Below are 13,972 nucleotides of genomic sequence, written 5' to 3' on the forward strand. Positions count from 1 at the left end.
TATGGAATTTCAAGCAAAGTTTGATATAAACGATAAAATCTTCTTGCGTAATCCTGAAAGCAGCGAATTAGGTAAATTGATGGTAAAAAAATCCATTGACCTTATTTATGAACTTGGTTTTGAACAATTTACATTTAAAAAACTGGCCATAGAAATACACAGTACAGAAGCCACCATTTACCGATATTTTGAAAATAAACACCGCCTTTTGCTTTACATTCTTAATTGGTATTGGAGCTATATGGAATTTTTAGTGACTTTTAAATTAGAAAACGTATTTGATAAAAAAGAAAGATTAAAAATAATCGTGAATTTACTTACTCACGAATTTGCAGAAAGTACAAATCAATTTGATTATAATAAAAAGCTTCTTAATCAAATCGTTATTGCGGAAAGCAGTAAAGTATATTTAGTAAAAGAAGTTACAGAAATCAATAAAAATGAGGTTTTTAAGCCTTATAAGGATTTGTGCTCAAAAATAGCAGAAGTTATTTCAGAGTATAATTCAAAATATAAATATCCGAGATCACTCAGTACTACCCTGATTGAAACAGCACATCAACAGCAGTACTTTAGTGTTAATTTACCAAAACTTACGGACGCTTCCTCAAAAACAAACACAGAATTTACAGCACAATTCATTGAAGATTTGTTATTTAAAGTTTTGGATTAATTATCATATTGTTTTGAACATTATTTATACTGGAAGTTCCCAAATCCATAGTTATTCAATGTATATACCTCCAAAATACAAGGAGACATGTATTACATATTCTCCATTTAAAAAATAAAATACCTGTTCATAAAGTAAGGTAAGATCGTACAGTATCTCCAAGAGATATTTTTCGTAGATCGGGATCAGATTTTTTTAATCATAAATCATATATTTCATCTGTAAAGCAAAACAAAATTATTCTTTTGAATAGTGCTGAATTACCGGTAGGAAGGAAATATAAGATTCTGCTGAGCCTTCCTAAAAGTCATTAGATAATTCAACAAAACACACTACAACACTAGTAAACAAGTAATTAAAATTCAAACAGAACTTATTTTTCAAGATTGTTTGAAATTAGTAAACATCAGGAGATGGATTTATATTTCATTAAAAAAAGTATCTCATAAAACAGTTTTGTGATATGAGATACTTAATCTTTAGAAAAAAATAATTTATTATTTCAAACTTGTGTTTGTCAATTTGATCTTATATGGGAAGTTTACATCATTATTGAAATAATCTGCTGTCAATTGTAATCTGTCTTTAAAGAAACCTGCTTCAAGACCAATGTTTGTCTGATCACTGGTTTCCCATCCTAAATCTTAATTTCCTGCCTGAGAAATTGCCAAGGTTGCAGCTGTTCCATAAATTGAGGAACCATACAAATTTTGTGAAGCATACGCTGATGAAAGGTTTCCATTACCCACTCTTCCCCAACTTCCTTTTAATTTAAGCGAGCTTACGTAATCTGTGATTTTGCTGTTTTAAAAAAAACTTTCTTCGCTAACGGACCATCCGGCAGATATTCCTCCAAAATTCACGTATTTGCTTTTTAGACCCAAGGCAGAATTTCCGTCTTTTCTGAAATTGCCGGTAATAAAATACTTCCCTGCATAGCCATACGATAACCTAAAAAAAGAAGATAGAAAAAGTCTTTCTGACAAACTGTTACCGGCTGATCTTATTGTTCCCCAGGTCCCCTGATAATTTTCAAAGAAAGGATCTGAAGCATTGGTTTGATTTGCCCCCCAGGATGAATTTTCGAACTTCTGAACATCATATCCTGCCAATGCTGAAATATGATGATTGTTACCAAAACGTCTGTCAAAAGAAAGGCTATTTGTAAAATTGTAATTATTTCTTAAAATAGAAATATTAGTTGAAGATCCGCCTGTTGCATATGCCGAGGATCCAAGATTTGGACTTAAATAGGTTATATTTTCTGCTCTTAGCCTGTCGATTCCGTAATTACTGTCAAATTTAAATCCGTCAAAAAAGGTAATGGTTGCGTGAACATTTCCAACAAAATGATCGTTGGAACTGGTGTATTTACTGTTATCAAACAATGCTCCGGGATGCGATAATGTATTGGTAAATAAGTTATTTCCCGAACTTGTAGTTCCTGTAGAACTTAAATTATATAAACCTACATTATTATAAACAGCAACGTTTGGAGGAAGTGCCAAAGCTAAACGTGCCGCACCAATTAATAATAATCCGCTGCTGCTTAATGAACCTGTATTTTGTGCCTGATTAAAAGTATTGTTATACGAAAGATTTCCACCCAATTTAAGCCATCTGTTTACATCATAATCGATATTAAACCTAGCTCCTTTTCTCTCGAATTCATTATCTTTTGTAATTCCTTCCTGTTTAGAATAATTGGTAGAGAAAAAATATCTGGTTTTATCTGTTCCTCCCGAAATACTGATACTATGATTTTGAGAAACAGCGTCACGGTATACCTGATCTTTCCAGCTAGTATTTACACGTTAACCATCAGCATTAAAAGACGGAAAGAAAAGTGCTGATGCTACAGCAGCGTTATTTTCATTACCACTTAATATTTTGCTGTTGAATACCGCTTCGTTTTTTATGTCTTCGTATTGTGTATTATTCAGAAGATCCGGTAATCGGGTAGCTCTGGTAATTCCAATCCAACTATCGTAGGTAACTTTAGTTTTACCTGCTTTTCCTTTTTTTGTTGTCACTAATATAACTCCACCGGCAGCACGAGAACCGTAAATTGAGGTTGACGCGGCATCTTTTAAAACATCAATAGATTCAATATCTGCCGGGTTTATATCTGAAAGTGGGTTATTGGCAACCGAATTTGTTGTGGACACATCACCGGAATTAACCGGAATACCATCAATAACAATTAAAGGAGAAGTGCTTAAGGAAATTGAATTTACCCCACGAATTCTAATTACCGGAGCATCATTTAATACACCACTCGGGTTAGAAACATTTACTCCAGAGCCTTCCCAATCAGTGCCTGTTCAAAACTTTGAACCGGAATATCTTTAATTGTTTTAGACGTAATTCTTGCAGCTGAACCTGTAAATTCTTTTTTGCTTTGCGTACCATAACCTACTACAAGTACTTCTTTTAAAGCTGTACTAGACGGTATAAGTCTTATGTCATTAAATGAGGAACCTGTATTTTTTTCAAGCGTTTCGTAACCAATATAACTGATAGACAACAACTTGTCTTGTTTCGTTATGGATAGTGAAAATTTTCCATTGCTATCTGTGACAGCAGATTTCCCACTTTCTGTAGCAATAATGGTAACTCCCGGTAAAGGCTCTCCTTTGTAAGAACCTCTCACGGTTCCGCTTATCGTTCGATCCTGTGCACTCAGCATTCCAGGAAGTATGCTGAACAAAAAAATTAAAACTAGTAAGATTTTTTTCATTGAATTTTGTTTTTAAAAATTGGATATAGTAATCCCCAGGGCCGATGTTGAAATGGCCTATCAATAATGCTGATAAAACAGGACAGGGTTTAAAAAAGACTAACGATTTTGCATTCGGAAAACTTTAGAATAGTCTTCTTTTAAAAGCAGATTAAATTGTTTGGAATGGGCATCTAAAAATAATAGTTCAGTTTTCATGTAAGTGATAAAAAATTTAATAATAATGAGCTTATTCAGATTTTCTAAGGAAATCTTTCTTATCTGTCCACCGCAGCCGAAGGATTTAGCACCTTATTTGGTAACAGGTTGCTAAGACATCATCGGGCCTATTCCCTCAGTCTTTCTGGATAAGTCATGTAAAAATTTTCTACCTGACAAATATATATAAATATATATAAATATATATAAATATATATTAATTCTATATAATTAATATATTTTAAAATGTTTTTTACAAAAATATTTCACAAAAACATTAATTAACTGTATAACAAATACTTATTTATACTTAAAAAAAGTAGATATTATTATTTTACACAGAATATTCATGCTTTATTCAATATTTGGAAAATTTAGATACCCAGTATGTTTTACTTTTTAATATTCACTTGCTCCCAGATATTAAATAATGTTTAGGAGAATTAATAAAAAACCCTATCCGAAATTTTAGCTTCTGACAGGGTTAACAAAAAAAGTACTTAAGCTTATAAAAACTTATTCTTTGATAATGGTTTTATTTATGATACCCTTTTCGGTCAATATCTTAACTACATAAGTACCAGCACTGGCATTCATGTTCACTTTTACAGTTGTATCAGTAATTTCGTTTATTGTGTAAATTTGTTGTCCAAGCATATTGAATATCGAAATCTGTTTGACTTTTCCAATAGTACCAAAATCTATATAAAATTCATTTTTGAATGGTACAGGATATATTTTCACTTCAGCTTTAACCTCCAGAGCTACATCAAGTGTATTGTCAGAAACAGCATTTTTAGATGTATTGCCACAACTAATTGCGACAGGATTAATCCCTTCTACTTCTATCTTATCAATGTTAGCCAAACCTGATGCTGTTGTGGCTTCTAATCTTATGTTATGAGTACCGGCAGAAAGCGCTACAGTAACCAAAGAACTGGAATTTTCGGCCCAGGTTGTCCAATTGGCTGTAGCATTAAAAGCTGCAGTAGCCACAGTAACGCCATCTACAATTACTTTAGCACCTCTTGAAGTAGTACCTCCATTAGAATATCTCCATCGAAGGATATAATTTCCGGAAGAAGTATTCACAAACCATTCAATTCCTGCACCGACTGCATTATTAGCATTGGCAAAACCAGTACCCTGATATCCGGCATTATTACTGTCTATTGTGCCTTCAACAAAACAGAAACCCGTTTCATTTTCATTGATCGAAATTTCAGTATTTGCTGCAACCGGATCTGTATAATTAGCAGTTCCATTTTGATTTTGACTAAAAGTAATCGCTGCTACTAATCCATTAATGTACACTTCCAGATTAGTATATACCGAGTTTAATGTATAAGTTGTTCCGTCTGAAATATTGTTGCTATTTAAACCATTGGCATTTTCCCAGCTATCCGGCATTCCGTCCTTATCTGTATCTGTAGGTGCTGTAGTAGAATTGTAGGTTGGCCAGCCTCCAACATCAGATTGTGTATCAATGAGCCCTTTAGTACTACCGTTGGAACCAGTATAAGTAAAGGTTCCATTAGTTGCTTCTGATACAATTCTGTTGTCCACCGCATCACGCTTAAAGCTTGCTCCTACGTATGCTAATACTCTGTTGTAGGCATTTGTTGCAGAATGTGTAGTCATTTCACCAAAATTATATTCAGTATTTACACGAAGCTCCGTTTTACTTTTTGAAGATGGATTAGGATCGACGCCATTCCAGTTATCGCCAGAAGTAGTTGAATTTGCAGTAGTATAATTTCCATTGACATAAAAACTACCCCAGACACCTGCTGGCTGAGAGTTAGATCCATCATCCGCACTGGGAGAAATAATTCGGTCGTTTACTCCTGAAGCTGTTGCGGGACCTGCTTTGTAATAATTATTGGTAAGATTATACGATCCTCCTTCAGCAGCATAAGCACTGTTACCGCCCCAGTTATAAACAACATTATTTCTAAAATCAACCATCTCGAGATTAGGAAGCGCCGAGTATCTGCTTCCGCAAAAACGGGCATTACGACTATCATGATGAGCCAGCATATTATGATGAAACGAGGCTTTTTTTCCTCCCCAAATTCCACCGTAACCATGAGTTCCTTTGTCGTGAACAGACACGCGCAAACTTTCAGACATCATGCACCACTGCATAGTAAAGTTTTCATTGTCGTAAAATGAAGCACATTCGTCTGTACTCCAGCTCATAGAACAGTGGTCAATAATAATGTTTTTATGATTCCTGCCGCCAATGGCATCTCCTTCATGCTGTGCCTGGTCGCCCATACGAAAACGAAGATATCGGATGATAACATTATCAGCATCTACATTTACTGAGTAATTTTTCAGACAGATTCCATCACCCGGAGCAGTCTGACCTGCTATGGTGATATTTCCATTATTGATTCTTAAATCTGAATTAAGCGCAATGATTCCGGATACTTTAAACAGTACTGTTCTCACTCCTGTTTCTGTAACGGCTGCCCTTAAACTTCCAGCACCTGAATCATTTAGATTGGTAACATAGATTACCTGTCCGCCACGACCACCGCTGGTGTAACGTCCAAAACCTTCGGCACCCGGAAATGCCGGTGAAGTAACCGCTAGAGCTGCAGTAGCCTTTTGAGTCGATGCGGTAACTGTTAAAGTTCCTGATTTTGTAACATTTGGAGTCCCGCCAACTGTGGTAATTGTATAGTTAAAAGTGCCACTCACAGTTGGTTTTCCACTGAAGGTTATAGTTTTCGCCGAATTATCTATAGCCGCATTGATTCCAGATGGCAATCCTGATATTGTTACTGTGGCAGCGTTTTCCCAGTTATAATAAAAGCCTGTAATAGCAGTATTTATCGCTATGGTTTGACTAGAACCTCCAGCTCCGTGTTTTATTAATGCAGCTCCTAATGTAACAGAATTAATGATGGTATCAGGATTCCAGTTATCGGTAACCTGTGGATTGGCATTATTTGCTTTTAAAACATTTAATTTTGTATAAGAGGCAGCTTGAGCAACACTTAATTTTTTTGCCCATAAAACTCTTGAAGACGGAACATAACCGGCTCCTGAGTTACTGTATTCTGCAAAACGTGCCGTAGCCTGATTAGCAGCGTTACCCCAGTCATTCCACCCTACTGCTTTAATAGCATTAGTCATACTTGTGTTCATATAGGTAACCGATGCATATCCTCCCCATGGGCGGCCAAGATCCGTAATATTACTTCCTGAACCTGTAATCTGGCAATTATTGAATACAAAGCCATATGCTAAATGTGATGCAGTATTAGCTGCAGTTAAAGAGCTTCCCCCTTTTGTGTAAAGCTGACAATTTTGAAAATAAGCGATGGCTCCTCCAAAAATAAAGTCTGTAGTACCTTCAAAATAACAATTTTCATGATAAGATCTACCGCTGTGAGGATAATAAGTATCCTGATCTCCTAAAAAACGGCAGTCCTTAAAAACAGCTTTATCCGCAGTACAGCGAACAGCTACTGCCTGTCCAACAGGTCCGGATGAATTAGCAAACGTAAGGTTCAATGCATAAAAACCTGCCCCATTGATGAAAGTACTTGCCGAATTTGAGGTTCCGTAAGCAGCTCCTGTTGCCGGATTAATTTTGGATGCATAGTTATTATAGGTCAAAATAGTTCCCGTTGAACTTTGTCCTACGAAGGTCAGATTTGTTTTATTTGAAGGAATCGTAATTACTTCATAATAAGTACCATTTTTAATATAAATTTTAGTTCTGGTGGAACTATTAGAAGGAGCTGCATTCACGGCTGCCTGTACAGTGGTATAATTACCTGTTCCATCCTTGGCAACTACGATATCGTAGGTCTGTGCTTTCAGTTGTATCGAAAAGAAAGCTAAAAAAGCTAATAGTAAAATTTTTTGTTTCATACTTTTTGGTTTTGGTTAGATAATAGTTTTACAGATTAAGTACTTTCCTGTTAAAACAAAACTATAAAAAACCATATACAAATACAGTAGACATATCACTATTAAACAAGGGGTAAAAACAAATATTTGTCAATCAAACCATTATAACATCTGTGAGTTTTTAAAAACTTAAATTTCAGCACTGATGCTATTTAACATGTAAGATAAAAATTGTTCACAATAGCCCAAATTTGTCCTTATAGCATCTAAGTTCAGAATCAGTTTTATGCAGTAACTTTTCCAACAGCATAATTTTGTCCTGATAAAGCAAATTTAAATTCATAAGACCATAGTTATCTGACAGCATACTGTTTCTTTTAACAGTATTTGTTATATGAAGATTCGTCTCAAAACTTATAATATTTTCTACACTAAGTTCAAAAACAGCCGCTATTTCTTCTAACTTCTCAAAACTCATTTTGGCATTTCCTTTTTCGATTTTGCTGTAACCGGCTTGTGTAATTCCCAATCGCACAGCCATATATTCCTGGGTATAATTCTTAAGTTCTCTGATACTTCTTATATTATCGTTTATATTGCTACTCATCACATTTTTTGATTTAGTATCAAACTATTATTAAATCTAAATCACTACTTATTTGTAAAACAGTAATTCCTGAATACAGCAAATAAAGAAAGTTAAATGAGAACGCACAATAACAAATGTTAAGCGTTTAAGCATCTTTCCGCAAGGTATATTTTAACCGACTTAAATGGACAGGAGTAATATTCAAATATGAAGCTATATAATATTGAGGTACACGCTGAAAAAGATTGGGAAAGTGACGGTTCATAGACACATAACGCTCTTTAGGTGAATTGGTATAAAGAGCTTTAATTTTATCATTAATAATAAAAAAATATTCCTCAGTAATAAGTCTGCCAAGTTTCTCACCATACCTGACTGTATTGTAAAAATTGTGAAGCATTTCTCTGGAGATAACGATAACAACAGTATCTTCCATTGCCTGTATAGAATGATTGGATGGCACATTTTTTAAGAAACTTTCATAGTCGGTGGCAAAAGTATTCTCCAGACAGAAGTGAAAGGTTTTCTCTTCACCCTTTTCGTCTGCAAAATAAATGCGTAACAGACCACTCACTACAAAAAAGATTTTATCACAATCATCATTTTCATTTAGAAGCATACTTTTTTTAAAAAAAAATGAACTGCTAAGCATACTCTGACAATATTGCCACTCTGTATCATTGATATAGATATAAGAAATAATCATTCTATACAGATTTATTATTCCACAATCTTTTAAATGTTCAGTTTTGATTTTTTTTCTTTTATAAACTCTCCTTGATTTTTCTGGTATCATAGAATTAACGTCGCAATAATTTAAAATTTTCTGCAAAGTTAAGTATCAGGACGAGGCGTAAAAAATTCTGAATACAATAAGAACAAACTATACATTTCAGGTTAAAAAAAAGGTAACAGTATCTGTACCATTACCTTTATGCAGCTCTGAAAATTACAACGCAGGAAGATCTGTTAAAGCCTGCAGGAAACGATACATCCAAAATCATAACTGACACAAGAGCATACAGACCTACGGCAATAAGAAGTGTTTTTTTCTAATATAACATAATTGGGTTAATTAGCTAATCGCATCATTCACAGACTGGCTGTCTACAAATTGCTCAAAACGTATAATTTTTCCATCCTTTAATTTCCAGATATGCGCCACTCTGGCCTCAAATACTTTTCCTGTAATTTTATAGGTTCCGCTATAAGTTCCGTAGGCTACTACTTTATCTTCATTCCAGACATAGTCTTCCGGAGTAAATTTATAATCGATCCATTCACTTCCAAGCCTGCCAAAAACATTTTTAAAAATATCCTCTAAACCAATATAGGTTCCGGCATAAGGAAATCCATTTGCTTCTGTCCATGAAATATCATCGGCTGCATAAGCAGTTAGATTTTTACCATTTTCTTCCGAAGTTTTTCCTTCGTAAGTACTTTTTACAATATCAAGATTTGTCATTGTTTTTCTATTTAACAAAAGCCTGAACACTTTATGTATTCAGGCTGCATATTATACTTTTACCATTTCATTTCTCCAGTATTCACCTTTGCTCCTATAGCCAAAGCAGTATCAAAAGTAAGTGCCGGATATTCTGCTTTTAAAGCTGCAATTAAACTTTCAGAAGTTGCATTATCCTGAAGAGCCTTTTCATAAAACTCTATGTATTGTTTTGTATGCACCACAGCTGCAACATCAAAAGGAGAATCTGAATTAGCATGCGCCGGAATAACTATTTCAGGATTCAGATCCTTAATTTGATCTAAAATTGAAATCCAGTTCGTACGCGCTTCGACTGTCTGTGCATCTGCCATCCATAAATTAAAAGTAGTCCCAAAAATATTAATCCCTCCAACCACTGTTTTTATAGATGGAATCCAGATAAAAGTTTTAGACGGAAAAGATTCCAGCCCAAAAACTTCTAATTTATGACCTTCTAAATCAATACTGTTTCCCTTTAAGACCTGAGGCAAAACAACATTTGAGGTAATTTTGTTTCCTAATCTTTCTCCCCATATTTCCAATTTCTTCTGCGCTGTAGCCTTTATATGTTCAACTGTTGCAGGGGCAGCATAAGCGGTTACTTCAGGAAAATGTTTTTTAAATACTTCAAGACCAAAATAAAAATCAGGATCTCCGTGAGAAACATAAACAGCTACTAATTTTTTACCGCTTTTTTTGATTTCCTCTGCCACAATTTCGGCTTCAGCCAAAGTAAACTGGGCATCAATCAAAACAACGTCTTCTTTTCCTGAAATTATTGTTGAAGCAACCCCAAAACTATTTTCTGATGCATTAAAAACTTTAAGATTCAAATTTTCAGTTTCAATCGTTTTGAAACTTTTTACATGTGATTCCATACTGTATAAAATTAAAATTTATAAAAATTCGCAATTCTTTATTCCATTATTTAATCATACAAAGATTAAATCTTGTAGGCTTTAAAACATTAAACTAGTTTAAAAAAACAGGGCATCAATTTGTTTTGTAATAGCTTCAAATTTAGCATAACCCTGTTCAAGTATAAATATCTTATCGTCTTTCTGCGCCAATAGTGTAGGATAAGAACGTGCATAATGAAGTGCTTTGGCAAATGTGTTCTGCGTCTCCTGTTTCAATACTTCAGAATGGAATGCTTTTAAAAATTCTGTTTTATTCAAATTTAAAATATCGCAGACAGCTAGATAAGTATCATCTGCATTTAGATCTTTTCCGTACCAGTATCTTGCTTTTTGAACTTCTGCAGCAAAAAGTACTGCCTTTGATTCCCATAATTTTGTTGCCGTGATTATTGCTCTTGATGGAATTTCGCTGTCAAGGATTATTTCCTGATTTTCTATAAACTTAAAATAGTCATTTCCGAATTCTGTACCTGTAATCTGCTGTATCTGCGGATCGTGTTTTTTAATGTAAGCAGCAATCTGTGTAGTCTGCTTTCGGGCATTTTCGCCTGTCCACATTCCTGCCGGAAGAATTGTAAAATCCAGATTATCCTTGTATTTTTCGTACAGCTTTACAATATTGGCCGTATTTCCATAGCACCATCCGCAAAGAGGATCCATTATATAAATTAGTTTCATCTTTTAATTGATTAAATTACAATGCAAAGATGGTATGGAAAGACCTTTAAAAATATTAAAGTAGTTTAAAAAACACCTTTATTAATTATTTTTTAATGCAATTTTCTTTCGGATATTACTTAAAAAAACATTGGTAATTCCCAGATAAGCTGCTATGTGAATGTTAGACAGACGCTGTATAAGCCGGGGGTATCTTTGCGCAAACTCAATATAACGAACTTCTGCCGTTTTACTAAGATTATCTATCATACGACGCTGCAGTGCAACATGCGTTTTTTGGGTCATTATTCTGAAAAGTTTTTCTATCCCAGGCAGATTCGAATAAGCAAATTCTTTATCTTTTTTTGAAATAAGCAAAACATCACTGTCTTCCAGCGCTTCTATAAAAAGCTGTGAAGGGATTTCATTTATAAAACTGTCAATATCGGTAATCCACCAATTTTCTACTGCGAAATAAAGAATCTGTTCAAAGCCATTCTGATCAATATGAAAAACCCGAAAAAGCCCTTTTACTACAAACCCTTCAAATCTGCAAACCTCTCCTTCACGAAGTAAGAAACTCTTTTTTTTGATTTTTTTAGGTTCAAACAAATTACAAAATGCTTTTACTTCATCTTTAGTCAGATTAAGGTGTGCTGTAATATTATTTTCAAGTTGTTCTCTCATTTAAGCTTTAGATAAAAAAACAAATAAAAATACTAAAAATTCTACTTCGGGTTTCTTTTAGACTTAATTCTTTTTTCAATTGCAGATTAATAACATTCAAAATGCAAATATGATTCAGATTTTTTAAATCAATGACTAATTTGTCTCCGGCAGCTTATCGCAGGCAATACACATAAAAAAGTTTGCTTGTAAAGTATAAGAGAGCTATCTTTTATACGAAGAAGGATACTGAATCTATTCAAGCCAAAGTAAAATCAGCTTATTTTGACATTACTGATATTGCAGAGATCCATTCTAAATTTAGGGCTTTGTATATTAATAGTGTTTAATACGATTTCTAACCTGAATTTTCAACTATAGTTTATGTAAAAGCATGCTATTTTACGTTAATCAAATAATAAAAATCTAAAAATATAATGGAAAAATAAACGAATATTCTTTCAAAACAATAATTTTCAAAATGGTTTTAAAATTTATTAAAAATAATCAATTAATAAAATAACTTTATTAACTCTTTTTTTTATATAAAACAATCAATTATGAATCAAACAAATACATCTTAAAAACGTAATTCATGTACTATTGATTATTTATAAATAGTATATTTTCAAAAAAATTAAGACAATAATTTTAAAAAATCATTTGGTCTATTTTAAATTTTATTGCATTTTTGCACCCGCATTAGCAAAACAGGCCCGTTCGTCTATCGGTTAGGACGCATGGTTTTCATCCATGTAAGAGCGGTTCGATTCCGCTACGGGCTACTAACACAAAGCTTCAGAGAAAATCTGGAGCTTTTTTATTTTTATTTTGTATCGCAAAAATTAATATCAGAGGGCCCGCACATATCTGTACAAAGATACCGCAGAAATTCTTATCGTGCCTGTAACAATAAAAACAAAACAATAAAACTACAATCCAAAAAAGTTGTAGTTTTTCTATTTAATAACTCTCCAGCTTACTATGCACTTTTTCAATCTCTTTATCCATATAAGCCTGGGCATAATGTACATATCGATTAAAAGAAGTACTGGCATGACTGTGTCCGCTAATTTTGCGGACTAAATGTTCCGGCATTCCTAAAATGAGTAATGTAGTAATAGCGGTTCTTCGCATCATGTGTGAACTCATTTTATCGCAAAAGCGGTTTTTAGCTGTGTCTGTCTTTTTAGTTATGCGCTTGGTCTTACCCTGTTTTTCTCTGGAAACTTCTATAGGAGTTGTAAAACCTGCAAATTCACCTATATGTTTCAGGCTCTTATTAAAATTGAATAAACTCGTGTTTCCAAAAAGAGTTGCTTTATTGTTTGATGTTGTATAACGCTGAAAAATAGTGACCGCATAAGCTGATAATTTGATAAAACTAAAAGTTTTTGTTTTCTTGGATTTCAATTTTAGATACCATTCCCCATCTATTTTTTCGAAGTTTTTATTGGTCAATAAAAAAATGTCCGAGTAACGTAAACCAGTAGTACAGCCAAAAACAAAGATATCCTTAATGCGTCTGTAACTCGGAATCAGACTTTGTTCAAATTCTTTATCATGAATTAAGAATTTTAACTGTTCAGGTGAGAGTACAAAGATTTCAATTTCTTCTTTGCGGACATAAAACAAACGCTGAAAATCACCGGTACTTAAATCTTTATCATTTTTTAGATAATTAAAAAAGACCCGAATCACTTTGATATTGGCACCTACATAATTGTCATGACAGCCTTTTTTATATAAGAATTCGGTAAATTTTTGATAGATTTTTTTCCAGTAGCTTTTCTCTGATGTCATTTCGCGTTTGTCCAGTTTGGAAGCATCACAAATACGCAATTCAAATTTAGTTTCGCTCGAAAACTGAATCAGATTCTTTAATACATATTGGTAGTTTTGGATCGAGCTGGCTTTTATTTTTTCTCCATTTTTTTGAGTCGTTTACCTGTTTCTGTCTCCCTTATAAATTGCTTAAATAATGGAATAATAGGACTCGTTTTTTTCATGCTTTTGTTTTTTTAAAAATACAATTTTAAGTTAAAGCTTGAAATTGTTAGGATATAAATAAAAAACTACAACTTTTTTAGGGTTGTAGTTTTAATGCTTTGTGTCTTATCGTTGCGGGCACGGAAAACATTTCCGCGCTATCGGGTTCATGGTATGGTTGCAA

At 33.6% G+C, this 13,972-nt stretch carries 12 protein-coding genes, 1 tRNA gene, 1 pseudogene and 1 riboswitch; of the genes and pseudogenes, 2 read left to right on the plus strand and 12 right to left on the minus strand.

Annotation, left to right across the window (positions count from 1 at the left end; all coding sequences use genetic code 11):
* Position 1: 1 nt before the first annotated feature.
* A complete protein-coding gene (locus tag BXU10_RS16820) occupies positions 2 to 673 on the plus strand; it encodes a TetR/AcrR family transcriptional regulator (protein WP_078228661.1) in 672 nt (223 codons plus the stop codon).
* 497 nt (positions 674 to 1,170) lie between these two features.
* Here the strand turns inward: BXU10_RS16820 and BXU10_RS25805 are convergent.
* From BXU10_RS25805 to BXU10_RS16870, 11 genes and pseudogenes are all read right to left on the minus strand, one after another.
* Positions 1,171 to 1,305, minus strand: a pseudogene (locus tag BXU10_RS25805) (hypothetical protein); the annotation flags it as partial.
* 174 nt (positions 1,306 to 1,479) lie between these two features.
* Positions 1,480 to 2,283, minus strand: a complete 804-nt coding sequence (locus BXU10_RS16825) for a hypothetical protein (RefSeq protein ID WP_078228663.1) — start codon at positions 2,281 to 2,283, stop codon at positions 1,480 to 1,482.
* A gap of 204 nt (positions 2,284 to 2,487) precedes the next feature.
* The gene (locus tag BXU10_RS16830) at positions 2,488 to 2,925 is read right to left on the minus strand and encodes a TonB-dependent receptor plug domain-containing protein (RefSeq protein WP_223255504.1); all 438 of its coding nucleotides are present in this window, start codon (positions 2,923 to 2,925) and stop codon (positions 2,488 to 2,490) included.
* A 41-nt stretch (positions 2,926 to 2,966) separates the two neighbouring features.
* The gene (locus BXU10_RS16835) at positions 2,967 to 3,413 is read right to left on the minus strand and encodes a carboxypeptidase-like regulatory domain-containing protein (protein ID WP_078228665.1); all 447 of its coding nucleotides are present in this window, start codon (positions 3,411 to 3,413) and stop codon (positions 2,967 to 2,969) included.
* 254 nt (positions 3,414 to 3,667) lie between these two features.
* Positions 3,668 to 3,767: riboswitch (SAM riboswitch) on the minus strand.
* A 360-nt stretch (positions 3,768 to 4,127) separates the two neighbouring features.
* Entirely contained in the window at positions 4,128 to 7,502 is a 3,375-nt protein-coding gene (locus tag BXU10_RS16840) for a pectinesterase family protein (RefSeq protein ID WP_078228666.1), read from the minus strand.
* Positions 7,503 to 7,716: 214 nt separating this feature from the next.
* Entirely contained in the window at positions 7,717 to 8,088 is a 372-nt protein-coding gene (locus tag BXU10_RS16845) for a helix-turn-helix transcriptional regulator (RefSeq protein ID WP_078228667.1), read from the minus strand.
* A 127-nt stretch (positions 8,089 to 8,215) separates the two neighbouring features.
* Positions 8,216 to 8,866 (minus strand): Crp/Fnr family transcriptional regulator, encoded by a 651-nt coding sequence (locus BXU10_RS16850; RefSeq protein ID WP_078228668.1) that lies wholly within the window; start codon positions 8,864 to 8,866, stop codon positions 8,216 to 8,218.
* 279 nt (positions 8,867 to 9,145) lie between these two features.
* Entirely contained in the window at positions 9,146 to 9,535 is a 390-nt protein-coding gene (locus BXU10_RS16855; RefSeq protein ID WP_078228669.1) for a nuclear transport factor 2 family protein, read from the minus strand.
* Between the two features lie 59 nt (positions 9,536 to 9,594).
* Entirely contained in the window at positions 9,595 to 10,434 is an 840-nt protein-coding gene (locus BXU10_RS16860) for an MBL fold metallo-hydrolase (protein WP_078228670.1), read from the minus strand.
* A 99-nt stretch (positions 10,435 to 10,533) separates the two neighbouring features.
* The gene (locus BXU10_RS16865) at positions 10,534 to 11,154 is read right to left on the minus strand and encodes a DsbA family protein (protein ID WP_223255489.1); all 621 of its coding nucleotides are present in this window, start codon (positions 11,152 to 11,154) and stop codon (positions 10,534 to 10,536) included.
* Between the two features lie 81 nt (positions 11,155 to 11,235).
* Entirely contained in the window at positions 11,236 to 11,820 is a 585-nt protein-coding gene (locus BXU10_RS16870; protein WP_078228672.1) for a Crp/Fnr family transcriptional regulator, read from the minus strand.
* Positions 11,821 to 12,512: 692 nt separating this feature from the next.
* Here BXU10_RS16870 and BXU10_RS16875 point away from each other — a divergent pair.
* Positions 12,513 to 12,584, plus strand: a tRNA-Glu gene (locus BXU10_RS16875).
* A 178-nt stretch (positions 12,585 to 12,762) separates the two neighbouring features.
* On the opposite strand, the gene BXU10_RS16880 is transcribed toward BXU10_RS16875, so the two are convergent.
* On the minus strand, positions 12,763 to 13,602 hold the full coding sequence (locus tag BXU10_RS16880) for a tyrosine-type recombinase/integrase (RefSeq protein WP_078228674.1): 840 nt from the start codon (positions 13,600 to 13,602) through the stop codon (positions 12,763 to 12,765).
* Positions 13,603 to 13,972: the final 370 nt, after the last annotated feature.

This window comes from Flavobacterium sp. LM4 (assembly GCF_002017935.1).
GTDB lineage: Bacteria > Bacteroidota > Bacteroidia > Flavobacteriales > Flavobacteriaceae > Flavobacterium > Flavobacterium chungangense.